Raw genomic sequence first — 21782 nt, 5'->3', positions numbered from 1 at the left:
CTGCTGCACCATCGCCTGCACCAAACAGGACCTTTCACATCCGGCGCAGCTTTCGACGTGTTTGACAGCCTTCCCAAGGAAGCAGGTCTGTCTGCCGTTTCACCGTTGCGCCGAGGAGCACAGCTTAGATGGCAGAGAAAATGCTTATCGATGCGTCTCACTCAGAGGAGACGCGCGTCGTTGTCGTTCGCGGGAACCGCATAGAAGAATTCGACTTCGAATCGGAACATAAGAAGCAGATCCGCGGCAATATTTACCTGGCCAAGGTGACCAGGGTGGAGCCTTCGCTCCAGGCCGCCTTCGTTGACTACGGCGGCAACCGCCACGGGTTCCTGGCTTTCGCCGAAATCCATCCGGACTATTACCAGATCCCCCTCGCCGACCGTCAGGCACTTTTGAAAGCGGAGGCCGAAGAGGCCCGCCGCGACGACGACGTCGAGCCGGTCGAGGCGGCGAGCGAGCGGAAACCGACGACGGTCGAAACCGAGCCGGAAACCATAGCAGCGGTTGCCGAGGTCGCTGAGATTGGCGCGGTTGCAGAACTCGTCGAGGCAAACGCCGAAGCGCCTGCGGAAGTTGAAGCCGTCGCCGAGACGCCAAAGGCGAAGGCAAAGCCGAAGCGCACCCGTCGCACCAAGGCGAAGGCTGCCGAAGAAGCTTCTGAGGCGGCCGAGAGCCAGGACGCAGGCGAAGAGGGCGGCGGCGAGATGGCCGCCATGGTCGACACCGATTCGATTTCCGAAGACGTCGATACGCGCCGTCGCCGCGACGAGGACGATGACGACGACGACGCCCATGACGGCGAAAAGGAAATCATCGAATCCGTCGGCGCCGAAGACGCCATGGAAGAGGTGCCGGACCGTCAGATCCGCAAGCCCCGCAAACAGTACCGCATTCAGGAGGTGATCAAGCGCCGGCAGATCCTGCTGGTCCAGGTTGCCAAGGAAGAACGCGGCAACAAGGGTGCTGCGCTGACCACCTATCTTTCGCTCGCCGGCCGTTACTCGGTTCTGATGCCGAACACCGCCCGCGGCGGCGGCATTTCCCGCAAGATCACCAATCTCCAGGACCGCAAGCGGCTCAAGGAAATCGCCCGCGGCCTCGAAGTGCCGCAGGGCATGGGCGTGATCCTGCGCACGGCCGGTGCGAACCGCACCAAGGTCGAGATCAAGCGCGACTTCGAATATCTGATGCGCCTGTGGGAAAATGTCCGCACGCTGACGCTGAATTCGACCGCACCCTGCCTCGTCTACGAGGAAGGCAGCCTGATCAAGCGCTCGATCCGCGATCTCTACAACAAGGACATCAGCGAGATCATCGTTTCCGGCGAGGAAGGCTACAAGGAAGCCAAGGGCTTCATGAAGATGTTGATGCCGAGCCACGCGAAGGTCGTGCAGCCCTATCGCGACGTGCATCCGATCTTCTCACGTTCCGGCATCGAGGCGCAGCTCGATCGCATGTTGCAGCCGCAGGTAACGCTGAAGTCGGGCGGCTACATCATCATCAACCAGACGGAAGCGCTCGTTTCGATCGACGTCAACTCCGGCCGCTCGACCCGCGAGCACTCGATTGAGGACACGGCCCTCCAGACCAACCTTGAGGCTGCCGAGGAAGTGGCGCGCCAGTTGCGTCTGCGCGACCTTGCCGGGCTTGTCGTCATCGACTTCATCGACATGGAGGAAAAGCGCAATAACCGCGCGGTCGAAAAGAAGCTCAAGGATTGCCTGAAGAACGATCGGGCACGCATCCAAGTCGGCCGCATCTCGCATTTCGGCCTGCTCGAAATGTCGCGCCAGCGCATCCGTGCTTCGGTTCTTGAGAGCACGATGCAGACCTGCCCGCACTGCAACGGCACCGGTCACGTCCGCTCGCAGTCCTCCGTCGCGCTGCATGTGTTGCGCGGCATCGAGGAGTATCTGCTCAAGAACACGACGCACGACATCACCGTACGTACGATCCCCGAAATCGCCCTGTACCTGCTCAATCAGAAGCGCGGCACGATCACGGATTACGAGCAGCGCTTCGGCGTCTCGATCATCATCGAGGCCGATGCCCATGTCGGCGCGCAGCATTTCGCGATCGACCGGGGCGAGCCGGTCGAGAACCCGGTCAAGATCGAACAGCTCCTGCATTTCGAGCCGGAACCGGAAGAAGAAGACGTCGTGATCGAGGAAGATCTGGACGAGGAGGAAGCGGAAGAGACCGCGACCGAGCGTCCGGAGCAGGCGAAGGCGCAGCAGGCCGACGAACAAGGCGGCCGCAAGCGCAAGCGTCGGCGTCGGCGCCGCGGCAAGGGTGGCGGCCAGGCGCCGGAAGCGGTCGCAGCCGAAGCTGACGAGACGATCGAGAGCATCGCCGACGAAACCGAGGAGGCCGAGGGCGAGGAACACGCTCTGGAGGCTGCCGAAGCAGCAGACGATGGCGACCAGAAGCGCAAGCGTCGACGCCGCGGCAAGCGTGGCGGCCGCCGCAACAAGCTGGAAGCGACCGAGGGCGAAACCTCCGGCGAAATCGCCGCGGAGGCTGCAGGCGAAGACGCCGCTGTGGAAGGAGCGGTAGAAGCCGCGGATACCGCAGACGCGGTTGCGGTTTCGGCCGAGACCGCATCCGTGGAGACGGTGTCGGAAGAAGCGAAGCCGGCCAAGCCGAAGCGTACTCGCAAGAAGGCGGCGGCCAAGGCCGACGCTGACGAGGCGGCGCAGGAAGCGGTCGAAGCACAGCCGGAGACGACAGATCCCGCGGCAGAAGCGGTGGAGGAAGCCGAGGCCGATCTCGAAGAGACAAAGCCGACCAGGGCCAATCGTGACCTCGCGACGATTGCGTCCGAACCGGTTATCACCTCGAATGTTTCGAGCAAGACGGAGAACAACGACGAGGAACCTCCGAAGCCGAAAAAGGGCGGCTGGTGGCAGCGTCGCGGCTTCTTCTGAGCCGGAGATTGAGTGACTGATATGGAAAAGGCCCGGGTTCACTCCGGGCCTTTTTCTTGGTTACTGCGGCCACGGAGGCACGTCGATCGTCGCAATGATTACGGTCGAGAGTGCATCATGCGCTTCCGGCGAAGATTGCGAAGACGGCCAGACCCACTTGAACCGGCATTCAATCAGGCCAGCCAGTGCGCGACGCGATCCATTGCCTCCGACATCTCGGCTGCGGATCCGGCATAGGAAAACCGCATCGTTCGGTGGCCTTCCAGGGGATCGAAGTCGAAGCCGGGCGTCGCCGCAACATTGATTTCGGCCAGCATCCGCCGTGCGAAGGCCATGCTGTCATTGGTGAACCGGCTGACGTCGACATAGGCATAGAAGGCGCCATCCATCGGCGAGGCGATCGAAAGGCCGATTTGCGGCAGGCGCTTCATCAGCAGTTCGCGGTTGGCGGCATAGGCGGCCTTGTACCCGTCCAGCTCTTCATGTGCATCGAGCGCCGCCTCAGCAGCGATCTGGGAAAGCTCCGGCGGCGAGATATAGAGGCTCTGTGCCAGGCGCTCGAAGCCGCGCACCTGCGCCTCGGGCAACACCATCCAGCCGATGCGCCAACCGGTCATGCAATAGTATTTCGAGAAGGAGTTGATCACGACCACGTCGTCGGTCACCTCAAGCGCGGTGGCCTCTTCGCCGACGAATGTCAGACCATGGTAGATCTCGTCGGAGATGAAGGCGATCCGCTCGGCACGGCAATAGTCCGCGAGCGCCTTGAGGCCGGCCCGGCCTGTCACCGTTCCTGTCGGGTTGGCCGGGCTTGCAAGCAGCACGCCCTTGAGCGGCCTGCCGATGCGCTCGGCCGCGCGCGCGAGGCTTTCCGGCGTCAGGGTGAAGCCGGTCTCCCTGCCCGCCTCGACCTCGACGACGGTCAGACCCAACGCCTGCAGGATGTTGCGGTAGGCTGGATATCCCGGACGGGCGATGGCGACGCAGTCACCAGGATCGAAGAGCGCGAGGAACGCTAGATTGAAGCCGGCTGACGAACCGGTGGTGACTGCAATGCGCTGCGGATCGAGGGTGATGGCATGGCGGCTTTGATAGTGGCGGGCAATCGCGGTCTTCAAGGAAAGAGTACCGAGCGCGTCCGTATAGCCCAGACGCCCATGCTCAAGGGCACGTCTGGCCGCTTCAAGTGCCGCCTTCGGTGCCGGATGGACCGGTTGCCCCACCGCCATCGAGATAACCGGATGGCCGGCATCGCGACGCCGTGTGGCTTCCGCCAGCACATCCATGGCATGAAACGGCTCGACGGCACTGCGTTTCGACATCTGTGTCAATGGAAATCCTCAAGAAGCGGTTATCTGCGCCCCTTTGCCTGATCATTTTGCGCTTCACAAGTGCGAGAGTGCCGTACTTCCGCCGATTTTGCCGTTTCGTTTCGCCCCGGCACCCCCTATGCTCGTATCAGGAGAGTGCGAGAGTCTTGGATAATTGTTGTCTTTCAAACACGCACATTGACGCAAACGTGTGAAATGAACGACAGACAGAGTACGGAAAGACAACGAGGAAAGAATGACCTTCAAGAAGATGATTGCCGCCGGAGCGCTGCTTGCCCTTGCTGCCAGCGTAGCATTGCCGCAGACGGCCGCCGCGCTCGATGCAAAGCAGAAAGAAGAAATCGGCGCCTTCATCAAGGAGTACCTGCTCGCCAATCCGGAGGTCATGCTCGAAGTGCAGGAGGCGCTTACAGCCAAGCAGCGCGCCAAGCAGCAAGAAGCGGCCGAAGCGGCGATCGCCACGAACAAGAAGGCGATCTTCCAATCCGAATATGACGTCACGCTTGGCAATCCCGACGGCGATGTGACGATTGTCGAGTTCTACGATTACAACTGCGGCTATTGCAAACGGGCGCTTTCCGACATGGATCAAATCCTCGCGGCGGACAAGAATGTGCGTTTCGTGCTGAAGGAATTGCCGATCCTCGGACCTGATTCCCTTGCCGCCCACAAGGTCAGTGCCGCTTTCCGCCTTATCGCTCCGGAGAAATACGGCGACTTCCACCGTGCTTTGCTCGGCGGCGAAGAGCGTGCGACGGAGGAAACGGCGATCGCCGTCGCGGCGAAACTCGGCGTCACCGAAGGACAATTGCGCGCGAAAATGGAAAAGGAGCCGCAGGACGCTGCCATGCGCGAGGCCTATTCGCTCGCAAACGAACTCGGCATTACTGGAACACCCTCCTATGTGATCGGCAACGAAGCCGTCTTCGGGGCCGTCGGCGCTGACGAGATCTCCACGAAGGTGGAAAACATGCGCAGCTGCGGCAAAACCGTCTGCTGACCCCGCGAACGCTGAAAATGCGAAGCGGCCTTGCTCGGGCCGCGACCCCTCTCGAGCGCCATCGCTTGTGGACAAATCCCCCGGGAACCCAAGGGGCTTTCCCTCGCGGGACCATCAGTCTATAGGTAACCCTCCATTATCGGACCGGAATCCCTTATGCCCTCGACGATTTTTGTGCTGAACGGCCCCAACCTGAACGCGCTCGGCAAGCGCGAACCGGGCATTTATGGCGGCCAAACGCTCTCCGATATCGAGGCCATGTGCACGTCCGAGGGAAAGTTGCTGGGCTTCGATGTCGATTTCCGACAGTCGAACCACGAAGGCACCCTTGTGGACTGGCTGCACGAAGCCGGCGACAAGGCCGCGGGCGTCGCGATCAACCCGGGCGCCTATGGCCACACGTCGATTGCCATGCATGATGCCATTCGTGCGATTGCGGTCCCCGTAGTCGAACTGCATCTTTCCAACATCCACGCGCGCGAGGAATTCCGCCACAAGTCGATGATCGCACCCGCCGTCAAGGGCGTGATCTGCGGCTTCGGCGCACAGAGTTACATTCTGGCGCTGCATGCGCTAAAGAACCTGACGGACAAGTCGAAATAAGAAGAACACGAGGCTCATATTCCCATGGCTGAAAAGAAACCGGGTATCGACCAGGCGCTGATCCGCGATCTCGCCAATATCCTCAAGGATACCGACCTGACCGAGATCGAAGTGGAGCAGGAAGACTTGCGCATCCGCGTTTCGCGCAACGGCACGCCGGTCGCGATGTCGATGCCGGCAATGCCCACTTACCAGGCACCGCCCTCGGTTGCCGCCGCACAGCCTGCTGCGGCGCCTCAGCCGGCTGCCGAGAGCGGCCGCAGCACCAAAAATGCAGTAACCGCCCCGATGGTCGGTACGGCCTATCTGGCTCCTGCGCCGGGCGCCCGTCCCTTCATCGAGGTCGGCGCGATGGTCAAGGAAGGCCAGACGATCCTGATTATCGAGGCGATGAAGACGATGAACCAGATTCCGGCACCGCGCGCCGGCAAGGTCACCGAAATTCTCGTTCAGGACGCGGCCCCGGTCGAATATGGCGAACCCTTGATCGTGATCGAATAAGGCATGGCGATGATCTCGAAAATCCTCATTGCCAATCGCGGCGAAATCGCCCTGCGGGTGTTGCGCGCGTGCAAGGAGCTCGGCATCGCAACCGTTGCCGTACATTCGACGGCCGATAGCGACGCAATGCATGTTCGTCTCGCGGACGAAAGCGTCTGCATCGGACCGCCGCCCTCACGCGAGAGCTATCTGAACATCCATCAGATCGTCGCCGCCTGTGAAATCACCGGGGCCGATGCCGTGCATCCGGGCTACGGCTTCCTCTCGGAAAATGCCAAGTTCGCCGACATCCTCGACGCGCACGACATCACCTTCATCGGTCCGACGGCAGAACACATCCGCCTGATGGGTGACAAGATCACCGCCAAGAAGACGGCGGAAGCGCTCGGCATTCCCGTCGTTCCCGGGTCCGATGGCGAGGTAAAGCCGGAGAACGCCCTTGAGGTTGCCCGCAAGATCGGCTTCCCCGTTCTCATCAAAGCGACGGCCGGTGGTGGCGGGCGCGGCATGAAGGTCGCAAGGACCGAAGCCGATCTCGAGCATGCCGTCGCGACGGCGCGCGCCGAAGCGGCAGCAGCGTTCGGCAACGACGCCGTCTATATGGAAAAGTTCCTCGGCAAGCCACGCCACATCGAAGTCCAGATCGTCGGCGACGGCGAGGGCAATGCGATCCATCTCGGCGAGCGCGACTGCTCGCTGCAGCGCCGTCACCAGAAGGTCTGGGAAGAAGCCAACTCCCCTGCCTTGAACGTCGACCAGCGCATGAAGATCGGCCAGATCTGTGCCGACGCGATGAAGAAGATGAAATATCGCGGCGCCGGCACGATCGAATTCCTCTACGAGGATGGCGAGTTCTATTTCATCGAAATGAACACGCGCCTGCAGGTGGAGCATCCGATTACCGAGGCAATCACCGGCATCGATCTCGTGCACGAGCAGATTCGCGTCGCATCCGGCGCCGGTCTTTCTGTCAAGCAGGAAGACGTCGTCTTCTCGGGCCACGCCATCGAATGCCGCATCAATGCGGAAGACCCGCGCACCTTCGTTCCCTCCCCGGGCACGATCACGCATTTCCATGCGCCGGGCGGCCTCGGCGTGCGTGTCGATAGCGGCGCCTATCAGGGCTACCGCATCCCGCCCTATTACGACAGCCTGATCGGCAAGCTGATCGTCCACGGCCGGACCCGCGTCGAGTGCATGATGCGGCTTCGCCGCGTGCTCGATGAGTTCGTCATCGACGGCATCAAGACGACCTTGCCGCTGTTCCAGGACTTGATCAATAATCAGGACATCGCCAACGGTGACTATGACATCCACTGGCTGGAGCATCATCTAGCCGCAACATCCGCATAGGACAAAGAATTGAAAGGGACGCGCAGCAAACAACCGGACATAACGCCGGACATGTTGTTGCGCGCCTATTCAATCGGCCTCTTCCCGATGGCCGACTCGGCCGACGATCCGGAACTCTTCTGGGTCGAGCCGGAAATACGCGGAATCATCCCGCTCGACGCCTTCCACATTTCACGCAGCCTGGCGAAGACCATCCGCAGGCGCCCGTTCGAGATCCGCTACAACACCGCTTTCGAAGCGGTGATCGATGGATGCGCGAGGCCCGCGCCGGACCGGCCAACGACCTGGATCAACGAAAAGATCCGTTCGCTCTATGCGGCCCTTCACCGAATGGGGTACGCGCACAGCGTCGAAGCGTGGCAGGATAACGCTCTTGTCGGCGGCCTCTATGGCGTCTCGCTCGGCGCGGCCTTCTTCGGCGAGAGCATGTTCTCGTTGCGGAGCGATGCCTCGAAGATCTGCCTCGTCCACCTTGTCGAACGGCTGCGGGCGAAGGGATTTCAACTCCTCGACACCCAGTTCACAACCGAGCATCTGAAATCCTTCGGTGCAATCGATGTGCCCAAAGCCGAATACGAGGTTTTGCTGGCGAAAGCGATGGCCTCGCCGGACCTGACATTTTAACCGCGCCACCCTACGGTGGTAGCGGTCCCCCTGCCCGTCTGATGAGCGCGGCGCTTAGCGATGCCGCTTAAGGACTATTGCTTCGCTGCCGTGTCCGGCGGCGGCACGTCGGAAGTCGCCTTGCAGGATTGCAGCCAGACGTCATAGACGGGGTGCTCAACCGCATTCAGGCCCGGGCTGTCGGCGAACATCCAGCCGGTGAAGATGCGCCGGATCTTGCGATCGAGCGTGATCTCGTCGACCTCAACGAAAGTCGTCGTTTTCGGTGCCTCGGTGTCGTCGCGGCTGTAGCAGACGCGTGGAGTAACCTGCAGCGCGCCGAACTGCACAGTCTCGCCGATATAGACGTCGAACGTGGTGATGCGGCCGGTGATCTTGTCGATGCCGGAAAAAACCGCGACGGAATTGGAAAGACGGGTTGCGCGCGCGATATCGGTGGACGACATCAACGGCAGCGCCATCAGGAGCGCAAGGCCCGCTCGACGGGCCGCCAGGCCGATCCAATTCTGCAGACAGAAACCTGCCATTTCCGTCAGTCCCCCGCGCTTAATATTCGTCCCTGGAGCGGCTCGTTTCCGATTGAAACGTGCACCAACTCGAACTCCTTGCTTTCCGCTTTTCCGGATGGCGAACCGATTCCCTTGCCCGGAACTGCTCCAGGTTCAGGCGCTAAACCCGAATTGTGGCTGCGCCGTGATCGAGGGGATTCGTTCACATCTTGCGCGGATGAAACCGCAACTCAGGAGCGCGGCGTCCAGGCGTCGTAGTCGCCGGTCACGCGTGGGCGCTCGCCCGCGCCCACGATCGATCCCTTCGGGCGATATGCCTGCGCCGTGCCAGTCGCGTTTGCACGGTGCGGCTTCTGCCATTCCCTCGGGACGTATTTCTCGTCGGCAGGGGAAACGTCCGTGCGGTGGTGCATCCAGCCGTGCCAGCCCGGCGGAATGGCGGAAGCCTCGGCAGGCCCGTTATAGATCACCCAGCGCCGCGTACGACCTTCCGAATCCGTGCCGCCCTGATAGTAGACGTTGCCGAACTCGTCCTCGCCCACGCGCTTGCCAAAGCGCCAGGTATGAAAACGGGTACCGATCGTCTGTTCGTTCCACCAGGTGAAAATCTGCAGCAGAAGCTTCATGGGTGTCTTCCTTCACCGGCCGTTGGGAAGGTAGCCGGACATCAATATCATGCACCCGCTTATGCCCCGCCACTCCTGCCTTGTCCAGTGATTCCGCTTTGCCGCCAGTCATTTCACCCGCATCTTGAAGCCGAGATGACTGCGCTCGAAACCAAGGCGCTCGTAGAAGCGATGCGCATCGACGCGCACGGCATTGGAAGTCAGTTGGACCTTCGCCGCTCCCCGCGCCCGCGCCTCCGCAATCGCGTGACGAACCATATGTTCGCCGATGCCGCGGCCGCGCATGTCTTCGCGCGTCTGTACAGCCTCGATCATCAGGCTCGAGCTGCCGCGGCCGGGAAGCGATGTCAGAAGCGCAATCTGAAACGTGCCCACGACCTCGCTACCGAGATGGGCCACATAGAGCGTCTGATGCGGTGATCGACTGATCTCTTCGAATGCGGCAAGATAGTCACCGAAGGCTTCCGGCTCGGCCGTGTCGCCGTGCCCGCCCAGCCGGTCGTTCGCAAAAAGGTTAATGATCGCCGGCAAGTCGCCGCGCTCGGCTTCTCGGATTTCAAGGTCGATCGTCATGTCCGGTTTTCCTGTGCTCGTCATCCTGCCGCGCAACAATCAGCAGGAGGCAACAGTTTGATGACAATCGGCGTGCATTGATTGCGACGGTTAATGCATGTCGCCCCAACAGCGTACAGCGGTTTTGGGACAACGACATGCATAAACGCAATGACCTAAAGCCTCTTCTCAAGGATCAGCGCCGGCACGCCCGATTGCTCGTCTCCGCAGTTCGGTGTCTTCCCGACTTCGGCAAAACCATGCGCCCGATAGAACGCCAATGCGTGAAGGTTCTGCGGCTCGACTTCCAACCGCATGCGCTCCGCGTCGGGAAAACAGGTTTCGAGTTCGGCAAACATGTCGCGGCCGATGCCCTGTCTTTGATATTGCGGGAGGACGTAGAGCTGGTGGAGGACGACGGTCTTCGCCAGTGTGTCCGACATCGCCGCATAGCCCATCCCGGCAAGCTCGCTGCCGTTGTCGGCAACGACGAATTCTGCGTTCTTCCGTTGGAGGCGCTTTCGCAGGGCGTCAACCGAATGCCATCTGGCGGTGAGCTCATTAACCTTGTCGGCGCCGTAAAACGCGTCGTAGGTCGCGTGCCACGTCTCGGCCAGCAAGGCACGGACCTTCTCCAGGTCGCGCTCACTGGCCGTGCGGACGAAGAACATCTTTACTCCTCGATGCCGAGCTTGGCCTTGACGAGGGCTTGGACGGCTTGCGGATTGGCCTTGCCGCCGGTCGCCTTCATCACCTGGCCGACAAACCAGCCCGCAAGCGAAGGCTTTGCCTTGGCCTTTTCCACCTGGTCCGGATTGGCGGCGATGATTTCATCGACCGCCTTCTCGATCGCGCCGGTATCGGTGACCTGCTTCATGCCGCGCGTCTCGACGATTTCCGCCGGATCGCCGCCCTCGTTCCAAATGATTTCGAAGAGGTCCTTGGCGATCTTGCCGGAGATGGTCTCGGCTTTGATGAGGTCGATGATGCCGCCGAGCTGAGCGGGAGAAACCGGAGTCTCTTCAATGGTTTTGCCGGCTTTGTTCAAGGCACCCAACAGGTCATTGATGACCCAGTTCGCAGCCATCTTGCCATCGCGACCTTCGGCTACGGCCTCGAAATAGTCGGCGATCGCCTTCTCCGAAACGAGAACCGAGGCATCGTAGACGGAAAGGCCCATATCGCGGATGAAGCGCTCCTTCTTGTCGTCCGGGAGCTCCGGAAGATCGGCTTTCAGGGCCTCGACGAAGGCGTCGTCAAATTCGAGCGGCAGCAGGTCCGGGTCGGGAAAATAGCGATAATCGTGCGCCTCTTCCTTCGAGCGCATGGAGCGCGTCTCGCCCTTGTTCGCGTCGAAGAGCCGGGTTTCCTGATCGATCGTGCCGCCGTCTTCCAGAATAGCGATCTGGCGGCGCGCCTCGTATTCGATCGCTTGGCCGACGAAGCGGATCGAGTTGACGTTCTTGATTTCGCAGCGCGTTCCGAACGCTTCGCCGGGGCGGCGAACAGAAACGTTGACGTCAGCCCGCATCGAGCCTTCGTCCATGTTGCCGTCGCAGGTGCCGAGATAACGTACGATCGAACGCAGCTTGGTGAGATACGCCTTCGCCTCGTCCGACGAGCGCATGTCCGGCTTCGAGACGATTTCCATCAGCGCGACGCCCGAGCGGTTGAGATCGACATAGGACATGGACGGATGCTGGTCGTGCATCGATTTTCCGGCATCCTGCTCCAGATGCAGGCGTTCGATGCCGATCTCGACATCCTCGAACTGGCCCTGGCGGTCGGGCCCGATGGAAATGATGATCTTTCCCTCGCCGACGATCGGATCCTTGTACTGCGAGATCTGGTAGCCCTGCGGCAGGTCCGGATAGAAATAGTTCTTCCGGTCGAAGATCGAGCGATTGTTGATCTTGGCCTTGAGGCCGAGACCGGTGCGAACCGCCTGCTTGACGCACTCTTCGTTGATGACCGGCAGCATGCCCGGCATCGCGGCGTCGACGAGCGAGACATTGGCATTGGGCGCATTGCCGAACTCCGTCGACGCTCCCGAAAACAGCTTCGAATTGCTGAGCACCTGGGCATGGACCTCCATGCCGATGATGACTTCCCAGTCGCCGGTGGCGCCAGGGATGAAGCGTTTCGGATCGGGAGTGCGGACGTCGACAATGCTCATGTCATGCTCTTCTTTGAAGCCTGAATTTCGAGCTTTCTCGGTAGAGCAATTGGACCTCCGGTGCAAGGCTTGTGAGGTGCCTCGCACCCCGGCGGCACGCTCGCATCGATACAGCACACCCGACCTACGCAACCTTGACGTTCGTACGGCTATCTTCTAGAAAATCCTGCCGCTACCTATTCTGAATTGACATATCAGCCTGGACCAATCGATTGGTGGCCGTTCCATGACCGAACGAGCGCAGCGGCTCAATAGAAGGGTCCGGTTGATGGAGCGTCGCAGCTCGTTCGTTTTTCTTCTTGCTCTCGTCTTGATGCTGCTGGGGTCGGGTTTTACGGCCAGGGCGGACGAACAAGTGCGCAAGACGCCAGCCGAAAATTGGGTGGAAATCGTCGGTATTCCTAAACTCGATCCGGCACGCAGCGCCGAGATCAGGAATGGCATCGCTTTCCTCCTGACGGATACGCAGATTCGGCATAGAAACGGCGGGTACGCGATATTCGGGCGCCTGGTTTATAAAGTGACCGACCGGGCCGGTCTGGAAAGCGGAGCAAGGCTGGACATAGAATTCGATCCTTCGCGCGAGAGGCTGTCCTTCAACCGGCTGATGATCATCAGAGACGGAGTTGTCATCGACAAGCTCGGTGACGCTAAGTTCGAGATATTTCGCCGGGAGACGGATTCCGAAAGAGGTATTTTTGACGGCCGCCTCACGGCGCATGTCGATCTCAGCGATGTGCGCCTCGGCGATATCGTGGACTATTCCACCACCTATGACGTCACCCCGACGGTGGCGAAGGATCTGCTGTACACTCGCTTCCAGGCTGAATGGGGCGAGCCCGTCGCCCTCACAAGGGAACGGATCATCTGGCCGACAGAAAAGCCGCTCAACATACGCGCGGTCAGGACAGGGCTGAAGCCAAGAGTCACACAGTCCGGGGGCGAAACGACCTATCTATGGGAAACAGCCAATCCTGCGCCAGTGAAACCCCAGGACAATCTGCCGGTCGACTATCCTAATTTCGGCTTCGCTGAGATATCCTCAGAGTTCGACTGGCAGCCCGTCGTCGATGCCGTCCTTCCTTTCTATCAACCGACGGAGAGCTTTCCAGCCGATTTCGGGGCCAAGCTCGCTGAAATCGAAGCCCGCCATGGTGCACGCGAGGATCGCCTCATCGCCGCATTGCGACTAGTCCAGGACGAGATCCGCTATGTCAGCCTGTCGATGGGAGCGGGCTCATATGTGCCACGCCGTCCTGAAGCGGTACTGGCCAGCGGCTTCGGCGATTGCAAGGACAAAGCGCTGCTCCTCGTTTCAGCCTTGCGGCGGCTGGGTATCGAAGCCGAGGCGGCTCTCACTGACATCGATGAAGGCCGGGCGCTTGAACATGCCGTTCCTGGACTTCAGGCTTTCGACCATGTGATCGTCAAAGCGAAGATAGGCGGACGGGTCTGGTGGCTCGACGCGACCGACTACCTGCAGGGCGGACGCGCGGCGAACATTGTTCCGCCCGATTATGGCTTTGCATTGCCCCTGGTTGCTTCCGGAGCCGCGCTCGAGAAACTTCCGGTGAAGGAACTGTTGGAGCCGACCCAGTCGGTCGCGGAACGGTTTGCGTTCCCGAGGCGCGATGGCGAACCCTTGGTGCTCACCGTAAACACGATCTACCGCAACGCTGATGCCGATCGGATGCGCCGCAGGCTCGCACATGCATCGAAAGCCAAGCTCGCCGACGACTACATTCAATACTACAGCCGGCAGTATCCGGGCATCAAAAGCACGGCGATGCTCGAAACCGCAGATGACCGTGACCTCAATGTTCTGACGACAAAGGAGGCTTACGAACTTCCCTCCGAGGCTCTCCTCGCCAATGACCTCGCCAAGAATTTTCCGTTGCGGGCAGATATCGGCATCGGCGGCATGCCGGCACCAACCGCGGTTGGGCGTACCGGACCGATCGCGCTTGGATCTCCGGTCTACAAGAGCCACAAGGTCACCGTGACCAACCTCAAGTCCCGCTTCTCCCCGCCGGAAAGGCCGGACGTCGAGAACCCGCACTTCTCACTCAAACTGAGGGGGTCGCCCCTTCCGACTGGTCTCGAACTGGAATGGAGCTTTCGAACACTGGCAGAACGCGTGCCCGCTGAAGCGACTAGCGCCTATCTCCAAGCTGTCGCTAACAGCAACCGCAAGTCTGAGTGGTATTATGACTTCAGCTATGGAGATACGGTCGCCACAAGCAGCGACGACGCGCCGGAGCCTAATGTCGCCGTCCTTTGGATCATCGGCATTGCTGTGTTTTTCCTTTTCGGTGCAATCGTCGCGGCATTTGTCGTCGTTGCTCAGCGGGATATCGACTCCGCGGCGAGGGATGACCGCGCCGGGAGTCGAAGTACGACAATTGCCTGATCGGTAAGATGCACTGTCACGCGCAGCACATTATCTCGCCCTCATCATCGCCCTGCCGCTACAGATCCGGAAACGCCGAGACTCCTTGACGCCTAGGCCGCCATTTCTTAGAAGAATCAGCATCCGAATGGAGTCTTGATGTTCTTTCAGTCTGAGTCCCGGTAAGGGCCCTGCCCGCAGTCACCACGACTTGCGCGCACGGGCCGGAAACGTGAACCCCGCTCATCTCAGGATTTGCGGAACGTTTTCCTGCGTCCTCGAGAACGCCATTCCGGAACTCTCAAACCATGGACATTTCGCGCGCGGAACAGCGCATTCTCCATCATCTGGCCCAGGGCGGCCGCATCGAAATCATCCGCGAGGGCAAGGCAGTCGCCGAAATCCGCTGCTTCACACGTGACGGCTGGGTGTATCCCGGCGTGGACCTCGAGCTTTTCCGAAAGCTCAAACGCAAGAGGGCGATCAAGTCCTCCGGCGGCAAGCCCTATCGCATCACGGAGCGAGGCCTCTATCTCGTCAGATCGGAACTCAACAACCGCTGACGATCGAGATCCGCGCCTACCCGGAGGTCGCAGCCTCCGGGTCTTCCGTATATAGGCCATCGTGCGCCTTCAGATTCGGGCGATCTCCTCCCGTGGAGTCCTCTTTTCCGCGGCGGAAATCGGCCCGACGACGCGATCCCGTCCCGCCGCCTTGGCGCCATAGAGAGCGGCGTCGGCTTCAGACAGCAGATGCGCCAGTTCCATCTCCGGCGGCATCGAGGTTGCGATACCGATGCTGGCCGTAACGTCGAGCCTCTCGCCATGCTCAAGATCGACGGTCACGGAACGCACAGCATGCAAGACGCGTTCGGCCACCGCCCTTGCGTCCTGGGGGGACTGGCGCACTAGCACGATTGCGAACTCCTCCCCGCCAAGCCGGCCAAAGAGATCGCCCGCCCGCAGGTTGGCGCGGATGGTCCGCGCCACGACCTGCAAGACGCGGTCCCCGACGGCATGGCCATGGGTGTCGTTGATGCCCTTGAAATGATCGATGTCAATCATCATTGCGTAGGCAGGTTCGTTGCTTTTCTCCAGTTGCGCGATCACGCTGTTCGCCCGCGCCATGAAGGCCCCGCGCGCCAGACACTGCGTCAGAAAATCGTAGTCGACCGCATGCGAAAGACGGGCGATCAGACTGCGGCGCGCTGAGTCGACACTCGCCACCGTCAAAGGCCCGAGGGCCAGCAGAGTTATCCCGAGCCGCGTCGATGTCAGCGTCGCTTCTGCAACCCCGCTCACGCCGAGACGCAAGGCGTCGGAGGCGACCGCCATCTGCGTTAAAAGACTGACGGTCATCGTCAGTGTCGTGGTCGCGAAGAGACCATAGCTCAGCGCGCACCAAATCAATGCGGGAACCGGGAAGGCGATAGCGCCCGGACCGCCGACGATCAAAGCGGCACCGCAGGAAAGCACGAGGAGGATCAGAGGCAAGGGGTTCGCCAACAAGGCCCGGCCGCGCTTCGAAAGCGCCTTCCGTCTCGACCTGCGAACAAGCGACGGCATGGTCTGGAACACCGGCACCACAATTGTGTAGTTGACAAGGTCCGTCGTCAGCCAGGAAAGGTAAGCAGTCCAGGCGGGCTCACCGAAAAAATGAACGCTGGCAGAGGCCCCAACCACGGAAGCGCAAACACCAGCGGCCGTTGCCACAGCGAACATGTAGAGGACGGAGAGCGGTCGGCGCAGGCGTCGATCCTCCTCGCGAAGCTGCATGAAGAGGGTATAACCAAGGCCGACACCAATCAGGTTTGCGGCGTTCAACCCGATCGCCAGCCAAAGACCGGATCCAGTGACGAGATCAGCCATCACATAGCCAGTTGCCGCCGAGAGCCAGCCCGCCGGCGAGGCCAGCGACGGATTGCGCAGCATCAAGCCAAGCAAAACCGCGTTCGCGGGCCAGATAGAGGCCAGCATTCCCACCGGTCGGCTGAAAATACCGAGCAGCGAGGCGCTGAAAACGACCAGTCCAAGGCAGAAAATCGAAAACGGATGAAAGGTGAACTTAACAAACGTCAATCGTTCAATACTATTCTTAAATGCCGGCAACGACCGTCCTCCACGTCGCTACGTAATTTCATGGGCCCTAATATTTCAGGAGTAGTGAACGAGGTGTGAATAAAGGCGCCAGGAGCTATGCAATCTGGGAAAGGCAGCATCCGTGAAAGAGGGACTGTAGAACCGCTCCACATGGTTGCGCGGCCGACAGAGGAAGGCTGAAGCTGGCGGTCCCGAGTGCCGTGATCCAGTCTGCATCACAGCCAGGGCCTTTCGCGGCAGTTCTTGTGGTGGCGAAGAATCGGTCTTGCTGACGAATTCATAAAGGAACAAAGTTGACTTTTGATACCTGTTCATCGGGGAATTTCAGATAACCGGCGCTGGCTGGCAGCTTTCTACTTGGCGGAGAACACAAATTGCCCGCTTCGTTAACGGGATGCATAGATGGTGAATGAACTGCGATAGTTCTCGGGAGCTCACAAAATGGCAGGCACCAAGCGATCTTATGACGAGTCACTTTTGCGGAAGGCCTTCGATGTAGCGCGGCGTTCGCGCGAACGCGGGGATCACCCATTTGGTTCAATTCTCGCCGACCATGATGGCAATGTTTTACTGGAACAGTGCAATGGCTACAGTTCGGAAGGTGGCGACCGCACCGCCCACGCGGAGCGGCTTCTCGCCACGCGCGCCGGCAAAGCCTATGCTTTGGATTTCCTTGCCGGATGCACGATGTACACATCCGCGGAGCCATGCGCCATGTGCTCAGGCGCGATCTATTGGGCAGGCATAGGGCGCGTTGTGTTTGGCCTGTCCGAGAGAGAGATGAAACGACAGATAGGCGATAACCAGGAAAATCCGACGCTTGATCTCCCCTGCCACGTCGTGTTCGCCGCCGGTCAGCGCCCAACGGAAGTCGTCGGCCCCATGCTTGCGAAAGAGGCGGCGAAACTCCACGAAGAATACTGGTCTCGCCGTTAGCAGAAATGCACGGACTGTCCTGTAGCGCGCCTCAGGCGCGCTACAGCACTTTGAATTGCTGCATGTCCTTGTTCCTCAAGGAAACATGCAGGAGCCGACGTTACCACCACTTGGACGGTGTGAAGCGGCCAGCGGCCTGTTCGATGACATGCGCCGTCTTGAACAGCGTCTCCTCCTCGAACGGCTTGCCGATAAGCTGCAGACCGAGCGGAAGACCCTTGCGATCAAGCCCGCCCGGCACCGCGATGCCCGGCAGCCCAGCCATGTTGACCGTCACGGTGAAGATGTCGTTCAGATACATCTTCACCGGATCGGCTGCGAGATCCTCGTCCGCGATGCCGAAGGCCGAGGACGGCGTCGCCGGCGTCAGGATCGCGTCGACACCTGCGTCGAAAACGAGTTCGAAGTCGCGCTTGATCAGCGTCCGGACCTTCTGCGCGCGCAGGTAATAGGCGTCGTAGTAGCCGGCGGAGAGCACATAGGTGCCGATCATGATGCGGCGCTTGACCTCCTGGCCAAAGCCGGCGGCGCGCGTCTTCTCGTACATGTCGATGATGTCCTTGCCGTCGACGCGCAGGCCGTAGCGGACACCATCATAGCGCGCCAGGTTCGACGACGCCTCGGCGGGCGCGACGATGTAATAGGCCGGCAGCGCGTATTTCGTATGCGGCAGCGAGATGTCGACGATCTCGGCACCGGCATCCTTCAGCCAGGCAATGCCCTGCTGCCAGAGCGTCTCGATTTCCTCGGGCATGCCGTCGACGCGGTATTCCTTCGGGATACCGATCTTCATGCCCTTGATCGACTTGCCGATCGACGCCTCATAATCCGGCACCGGGAGATCGACGGATGTCGTATCCTTCGGATCGATGCTGGCCATCGACTTCAAGAGGATCGCCGCATCGCGCACGTCACGCGCGATCGGGCCCGCCTGGTCGAGCGAGGAGGCAAAGGCGACGACGCCCCAGCGCGAGCAGCGGCCATAGGTCGGCTTGATGCCGACGGTACCGGTGAAGGCGGCCGGCTGGCGAATGGAACCGCCCGTGTCGGTCGCCGTAGCACCGGCACAGAGGTGGGCCGCGACCGCCGCCGCCGAGCCGCCGGAGGAGCCGCCGGGCACGAGGTCCAGATTGGAATTCTTCGCGCGCCACGGGTTCTTGACCGGTCCGTAATAGGACGTCTCGTTGGAAGAGCCCATCGCAAACTCGTCCATGTTGAGCTTGCCGAGCATGACGGCACCGTCGTTCCAGAGGTTCTGGGTGACGGTCGATTCGTAGCGCGGCTCGAAGCCGTCGAGAATGTGGCTGCAGGCCTGCGTATGGACACCTTCGGTGCCGAAGAGATCCTTGATGCCGAGCGGAATGCCTTCCAAAGCACCAGCCTTGCCGGCGGCAATACGGGCATCGGAGGCCTTGGCCATCTCGCGCGCCTTTTCCGGGGTCACGGCGACATAGGCATTAATCGACTCATTCGCCGCCTCGATCGCGGCGATGTAGGCGTCCGTCAATTCGACCGCCGTGATTTCCTTGGCGGAAAGCTTCGCGCGGGCTTCGGCGATCGTGAGGCTTGTAAGTTCGGTCATGGTGCAATCGGGCTTTCGCAATCGGAAACGTCAGGGCGGGAGGCGGTTTCTTTACTCGACCACCTTCGGGACGAGGAAGAAGTTGCGGTCCGAATTCGGTGCATTGGCAACGATGTCGGCAGCCTTGTCGCCGTCGGCGACGGTGTCTGCGCGCTTCTTCATGTTCATCGGCGTGACCGAAGTCATCGGCTCGACGCCGTCGACATTGACCTCGGAAAGCTGCTCGACGAAGCCGAGAATGCCATTGAGCTCACCCATCATCCGTTCGGCTTCCTCTTCGCTGACGGCGATGCGGGCAAGGCGCGCGACGCGCTTTACGGTGGCAAGGTCTACGGACATGATCGTCTCCGGTATCTCAAAGTTTCCCCCGCTATAAAGACGAGTTGCACAACGTGCAACGGGCGAATGTCGCCGACGGGCGTGCCAGGCCGCAGTTGCTCATCAGAGAGTGACTATGCCACCGACTTCAGGTGTCGCGACCAGCGTCGAGGCGCCATCCATGCCGGCGACGAAGGTCTGCGCCGTCTGGTCGATGATCGGGAACGAGCCATAATGGCAGGGGATGGCCGTGTTGAACTTGAAATAGCGTTGGCAGGCAAGAGCGGCCACCGCGCCGCCCATGGTGAAGCGGTCGCCGATCGGCACGATGCCGATGTCGGGCTCATGCAACTCGTGGACCAGCGCCATGTCCGAGAAGATATCCGTGTCGCCCATATGATAGAGCGTCGGCTCGTCGTCGAAGTGAAGCACCAGGCCGCCGGCGCTTCCCAGCGAATGGGAAACGCCGTCTTCGGTGATCTGCGCCGAGGAATGAAGCGCGGTGACGAGAGTTACCGAGAAGGTGCCAAGCTGGATCGTGCCGCCGGTGTTGCCCGGATCCATATTCGAGACGCCCTGCCGTCCGAGCCACATGCAAAGGTCGAAATTACCCACCACCATGGCTCCGGTTTCCTTGGCGATCGCGACGGTGTCGCCGACATGGTCGCCATGGCCATGCGTGAGCAGGATGTGCGTCAGCCCCGCGGTCGCCGCCTTGCGCTCGCTTTCACGAAATGCCGGGTTCCCGGTGAAGAAGGGATCGATCAGGATTTTGGCCTTCGCCGTTTCGATGTGGAAGGCGGAATGGCCGAGCCATTTGATCTTCATGACGTTCTCCTTGGGTCACGGTAAGTTTGGCCGAAGCGACCGAACATGCGTGATCGTTTTTAAAGGGTTAGGCGGACCGCTCTGATGATTTATCTGTCGGACAAGCATATGGATCAAAGGACACAAGTGGAAAGATCGAATCGGGAAATCCCATGGCAATTCTTACAATCGAAGAACTGGCAGCATCCTTGCCGCCCAACCGGGCGATTGCGGGCCTCGATCTTGGCACCAAGACGATCGGGCTGTCGGTCTCCGATCTCGGTCGGCGCTTCGCGACGCCGCGCGACGTGATCCGGCGCGTCAAGTTCGGCGTCGATGCGGAAGCGCTCCTGGCCGTGGCAGCAAAGGAAAAGATTGCGGCCTTCGTCATCGGCCTGCCCGTCAATATGGACGGGACCGAGGGACCGCGCTGCCAGGCGACGCGCGCCTTCGTCAGGAACATGGGAGAGAAGACGGACATTCCCTTCGTGCTTTGGGACGAACGGCTCTCGACGGTCGCGGCGGAGCGGGTCCTGATCGAAATGGACGTATCCCGGAAGAAGCGGGCAGAGCGCATCGACTCCGCCGCCGCCTCCTTCATTCTTCAGGGAGCGCTCGACAGATTGGCATCGCTCGCGAACGCCTCCCGCGATTGAGCGGGCGGCGCGCCGAAACGGCGCCGGTACCAGGCGATGATTTGGCGACGTTTCCTAAAGGCGACAAGCGCAAATACGATGGCGCTATCGACGACAATCGCCCGCGCGACGAGCGGCGGGATGGTTTCGGGCGGTATTCCGAGCACGTGGCCATAGATCGCGAAAACCAGGTCATGCGCCTGACGCGTCAACATGAAGACGCCGAAGCTCATGTCGTAATAGGAAAGACCGTACCAGCCGGTCAGCAGCGTGACCGGGGCGGCCCAAAATATCAGGAGCCACTTCATGCGCTCCCCCTTTCCACGATCTGCCGGCAAAACAGCGGATAGAGCGCTCGCTCGGCCAGCACGAACACCAAAAGAGCGACCGCGAGCCGTCCAATGTCGAGCGGCACCCCCGCGAAAAACATCATCATGATGATCAACAAGCCAGTTCTCACCGAACCGCTCCGTTCCCGATTTTTTCTTGAATTTACCTGGTTAATCTCCACCCTTGGGGGCGCGCCCGCAACGTAAACCATTTGTTAAGGTTAATATTCACAGACGAGCGGTGGCTTGCGGTGCGAAGCCCAACGCAACACTGCGTCGCCCCCCGGGTGCAGAGGCGGCGGACATCAGCGCAGGCTTTCCACAACCGCAGAGCACCCGACGCGGGTCTGCCGGATTTCCCATATCGGGTAGCAATTCTGAGCAGATATGTTGAACACGATGCCTTTCAACGCTATCCAATCCGTTGTCGGCGATCATGATGGCGGTCCAGGAGTAACCGGACTTGGGGGCGACGTAGATTC

General features: G+C 60.7%; 22 protein-coding genes. 10 read left to right on the top strand and 12 right to left on the bottom strand.

Annotated elements, in window-relative coordinates; all coding sequences use genetic code 11:
• The first annotated feature begins 128 nt into the window (after window positions 1-128).
• Entirely contained in the window at window positions 129-2930 is a 2802-nt protein-coding gene (locus tag QA637_RS04795; RefSeq protein WP_283063961.1) for an Rne/Rng family ribonuclease, read from the top strand.
• Window positions 2931-3103: 173 nt separating this feature from the next.
• Here the strand turns inward: QA637_RS04795 and QA637_RS04790 are convergent, their stop codons facing one another.
• Window positions 3104-4261 (bottom strand): pyridoxal phosphate-dependent aminotransferase, encoded by a 1158-nt coding sequence (locus QA637_RS04790; RefSeq protein WP_283063960.1) that lies wholly within the window; start codon window positions 4259-4261, stop codon window positions 3104-3106.
• A 235-nt stretch (window positions 4262-4496) separates the two neighbouring features.
• On the opposite strand from QA637_RS04790, the gene QA637_RS04785 reads away from it, so the two are divergent.
• From QA637_RS04785 to aat, 5 genes are all read left to right on the top strand, one after another.
• Entirely contained in the window at window positions 4497-5261 is a 765-nt protein-coding gene (locus QA637_RS04785; RefSeq protein ID WP_283063959.1) for a DsbA family protein, read from the top strand.
• A 156-nt stretch (window positions 5262-5417) separates the two neighbouring features.
• Window positions 5418-5864, top strand: a complete 447-nt coding sequence (aroQ, locus tag QA637_RS04780) for a type II 3-dehydroquinate dehydratase (protein ID WP_153436629.1) — start codon at window positions 5418-5420, stop codon at window positions 5862-5864.
• 24 nt (window positions 5865-5888) lie between these two features.
• A complete protein-coding gene (gene accB, locus QA637_RS04775; protein WP_283063958.1) occupies window positions 5889-6365 on the top strand; it encodes an acetyl-CoA carboxylase biotin carboxyl carrier protein in 477 nt (158 codons plus the stop codon).
• A 9-nt stretch (window positions 6366-6374) separates the two neighbouring features.
• Window positions 6375-7718, top strand: a complete 1344-nt coding sequence (gene accC / locus QA637_RS04770) for an acetyl-CoA carboxylase biotin carboxylase subunit (protein WP_153436627.1) — start codon at window positions 6375-6377, stop codon at window positions 7716-7718.
• 9 nt (window positions 7719-7727) lie between these two features.
• Entirely contained in the window at window positions 7728-8342 is a 615-nt protein-coding gene (aat, locus tag QA637_RS04765) for a leucyl/phenylalanyl-tRNA--protein transferase (RefSeq protein ID WP_153436626.1), read from the top strand.
• A gap of 74 nt (window positions 8343-8416) precedes the next feature.
• On the opposite strand, the gene QA637_RS04760 is transcribed toward aat, so the two are convergent.
• The 5 genes from QA637_RS04760 to gatB form a co-directional block, all read right to left on the bottom strand.
• Complete coding sequence (locus tag QA637_RS04760; protein WP_283063956.1) at window positions 8417-8869, bottom strand: DUF2155 domain-containing protein; 453 nt, start codon at window positions 8867-8869, stop codon at window positions 8417-8419.
• A 212-nt stretch (window positions 8870-9081) separates the two neighbouring features.
• Window positions 9082-9477, bottom strand: coding sequence for an NADH:ubiquinone oxidoreductase subunit NDUFA12 (locus QA637_RS04755; protein WP_153436624.1), 396 nt, complete (start codon window positions 9475-9477; stop codon window positions 9082-9084).
• A 108-nt stretch (window positions 9478-9585) separates the two neighbouring features.
• Window positions 9586-10050, bottom strand: coding sequence for a GNAT family N-acetyltransferase (locus tag QA637_RS04750; protein ID WP_283063955.1), 465 nt, complete (start codon window positions 10048-10050; stop codon window positions 9586-9588).
• Window positions 10051-10205: 155 nt separating this feature from the next.
• Entirely contained in the window at window positions 10206-10700 is a 495-nt protein-coding gene (locus QA637_RS04745) for a GNAT family N-acetyltransferase (protein ID WP_283063954.1), read from the bottom strand.
• Between the two features lie 2 nt (window positions 10701-10702).
• The gene (gatB, locus tag QA637_RS04740; RefSeq protein WP_153436621.1) at window positions 10703-12205 is read right to left on the bottom strand and encodes an Asp-tRNA(Asn)/Glu-tRNA(Gln) amidotransferase subunit GatB; all 1503 of its coding nucleotides are present in this window, start codon (window positions 12203-12205) and stop codon (window positions 10703-10705) included.
• 226 nt (window positions 12206-12431) lie between these two features.
• Here gatB and QA637_RS04735 point away from each other — a divergent pair, with 226 nt between their 5' ends.
• Together QA637_RS04735 and QA637_RS04730 are read left to right on the top strand one after the other, a co-directional pair.
• Entirely contained in the window at window positions 12432-14615 is a 2184-nt protein-coding gene (locus QA637_RS04735) for a DUF3857 domain-containing transglutaminase family protein (RefSeq protein WP_283063952.1), read from the top strand.
• 287 nt (window positions 14616-14902) lie between these two features.
• On the top strand, window positions 14903-15157 hold the full coding sequence (locus tag QA637_RS04730; RefSeq protein ID WP_153436620.1) for a YjhX family toxin: 255 nt from the start codon (window positions 14903-14905) through the stop codon (window positions 15155-15157).
• A 69-nt stretch (window positions 15158-15226) separates the two neighbouring features.
• On the opposite strand, the gene QA637_RS04725 is transcribed toward QA637_RS04730, so the two are convergent.
• Window positions 15227-16672, bottom strand: a complete 1446-nt coding sequence (locus tag QA637_RS04725; RefSeq protein WP_283063951.1) for a GGDEF domain-containing protein — start codon at window positions 16670-16672, stop codon at window positions 15227-15229.
• 462 nt (window positions 16673-17134) lie between these two features.
• Here QA637_RS04725 and QA637_RS04720 point away from each other — a divergent pair, with 462 nt between their 5' ends.
• The gene (locus tag QA637_RS04720; protein ID WP_283063950.1) at window positions 17135-17629 is read left to right on the top strand and encodes a nucleoside deaminase; all 495 of its coding nucleotides are present in this window, start codon (window positions 17135-17137) and stop codon (window positions 17627-17629) included.
• A gap of 100 nt (window positions 17630-17729) precedes the next feature.
• On the opposite strand, the gene gatA is transcribed toward QA637_RS04720, so the two are convergent.
• The 3 genes from gatA to QA637_RS04705 form a co-directional block, all read right to left on the bottom strand.
• Window positions 17730-19211, bottom strand: coding sequence for an Asp-tRNA(Asn)/Glu-tRNA(Gln) amidotransferase subunit GatA (gene gatA / locus QA637_RS04715; protein WP_283063949.1), 1482 nt, complete (start codon window positions 19209-19211; stop codon window positions 17730-17732).
• A gap of 51 nt (window positions 19212-19262) precedes the next feature.
• Complete coding sequence (gatC, locus tag QA637_RS04710) at window positions 19263-19550, bottom strand: Asp-tRNA(Asn)/Glu-tRNA(Gln) amidotransferase subunit GatC (RefSeq protein WP_283063948.1); 288 nt, start codon at window positions 19548-19550, stop codon at window positions 19263-19265.
• Window positions 19551-19652: 102 nt separating this feature from the next.
• Window positions 19653-20357, bottom strand: coding sequence for a metal-dependent hydrolase (locus QA637_RS04705; protein ID WP_283063946.1), 705 nt, complete (start codon window positions 20355-20357; stop codon window positions 19653-19655).
• Window positions 20358-20509: 152 nt separating this feature from the next.
• On the opposite strand from QA637_RS04705, the gene ruvX reads away from it, so the two are divergent.
• Window positions 20510-20992 carry a Holliday junction resolvase RuvX gene (ruvX, locus tag QA637_RS04700; RefSeq protein WP_283063945.1) on the top strand — a complete coding sequence of 161 codons (483 nt, stop codon included), beginning with the start codon at window positions 20510-20512 and terminating at the stop codon, window positions 20990-20992.
• Here ruvX and QA637_RS04695 read toward each other — a convergent pair.
• Both QA637_RS04695 and QA637_RS04690 read right to left on the bottom strand, forming a co-directional pair.
• Window positions 20941-21279, bottom strand: a complete 339-nt coding sequence (locus QA637_RS04695; RefSeq protein ID WP_283063943.1) for a DUF6105 family protein — start codon at window positions 21277-21279, stop codon at window positions 20941-20943. The genes ruvX and QA637_RS04695 overlap by 52 nt on opposite strands.
• The gene (locus QA637_RS04690; protein WP_283063942.1) at window positions 21276-21419 is read right to left on the bottom strand and encodes a hypothetical protein; all 144 of its coding nucleotides are present in this window, start codon (window positions 21417-21419) and stop codon (window positions 21276-21278) included. Before QA637_RS04690 ends, QA637_RS04695 begins: the two co-directional genes overlap by 4 nt.
• Between the last annotated feature and the right edge of the window lie 363 nt (window positions 21420-21782).

Source organism: Sinorhizobium terangae (assembly GCF_029714365.1).
Taxonomy (GTDB): Bacteria; Pseudomonadota; Alphaproteobacteria; order Rhizobiales; family Rhizobiaceae; genus Sinorhizobium; species Sinorhizobium terangae.
This window is presented reverse-complemented; position numbering and strand designations above follow the sequence as displayed.

What these genes read in the sequence shown, in the direction of transcription:
- QA637_RS04795 (WP_283063961.1), top strand. Translation starts at nt 129, where the DNA reads ATGGCAGAGAAAATGCTTATCGATGCGTCTCACTCAGAGGAGACGCGC.
- QA637_RS04785 (WP_283063959.1), top strand. Translation starts at nt 4,497, where the DNA reads ATGACCTTCAAGAAGATGATTGCCGCCGGAGCGCTGCTTGCCCTTGCT.
- aroQ (WP_153436629.1), top strand. Translation starts at nt 5,418, where the DNA reads ATGCCCTCGACGATTTTTGTGCTGAACGGCCCCAACCTGAACGCGCTC.
- accB (WP_283063958.1), top strand. Translation starts at nt 5,889, where the DNA reads ATGGCTGAAAAGAAACCGGGTATCGACCAGGCGCTGATCCGCGATCTC.
- accC (WP_153436627.1), top strand. Translation starts at nt 6,375, where the DNA reads ATGATCTCGAAAATCCTCATTGCCAATCGCGGCGAAATCGCCCTGCGG.
- QA637_RS04760 (WP_283063956.1), bottom strand. Translation starts at nt 8,869, where the DNA reads ATGGCAGGTTTCTGTCTGCAGAATTGGATCGGCCTGGCGGCCCGTCGA.
- QA637_RS04755 (WP_153436624.1), bottom strand. Translation starts at nt 9,477, where the DNA reads ATGAAGCTTCTGCTGCAGATTTTCACCTGGTGGAACGAACAGACGATC.
- QA637_RS04750 (WP_283063955.1), bottom strand. Translation starts at nt 10,050, where the DNA reads ATGACGATCGACCTTGAAATCCGAGAAGCCGAGCGCGGCGACTTGCCG.
- QA637_RS04745 (WP_283063954.1), bottom strand. Translation starts at nt 10,700, where the DNA reads ATGTTCTTCGTCCGCACGGCCAGTGAGCGCGACCTGGAGAAGGTCCGT.
- gatB (WP_153436621.1), bottom strand. Translation starts at nt 12,205, where the DNA reads ATGAGCATTGTCGACGTCCGCACTCCCGATCCGAAACGCTTCATCCCT.
- QA637_RS04735 (WP_283063952.1), top strand. Translation starts at nt 12,432, where the DNA reads ATGACCGAACGAGCGCAGCGGCTCAATAGAAGGGTCCGGTTGATGGAG.
- QA637_RS04730 (WP_153436620.1), top strand. Translation starts at nt 14,903, where the DNA reads ATGGACATTTCGCGCGCGGAACAGCGCATTCTCCATCATCTGGCCCAG.
- QA637_RS04720 (WP_283063950.1), top strand. Translation starts at nt 17,135, where the DNA reads ATGGCAGGCACCAAGCGATCTTATGACGAGTCACTTTTGCGGAAGGCC.
- gatA (WP_283063949.1), bottom strand. Translation starts at nt 19,211, where the DNA reads ATGACCGAACTTACAAGCCTCACGATCGCCGAAGCCCGCGCGAAGCTT.
- gatC (WP_283063948.1), bottom strand. Translation starts at nt 19,550, where the DNA reads ATGTCCGTAGACCTTGCCACCGTAAAGCGCGTCGCGCGCCTTGCCCGC.
- QA637_RS04705 (WP_283063946.1), bottom strand. Translation starts at nt 20,357, where the DNA reads ATGAAGATCAAATGGCTCGGCCATTCCGCCTTCCACATCGAAACGGCG.
- ruvX (WP_283063945.1), top strand. Translation starts at nt 20,510, where the DNA reads ATGGCAATTCTTACAATCGAAGAACTGGCAGCATCCTTGCCGCCCAAC.
- QA637_RS04695 (WP_283063943.1), bottom strand. Translation starts at nt 21,279, where the DNA reads ATGAAGTGGCTCCTGATATTTTGGGCCGCCCCGGTCACGCTGCTGACC.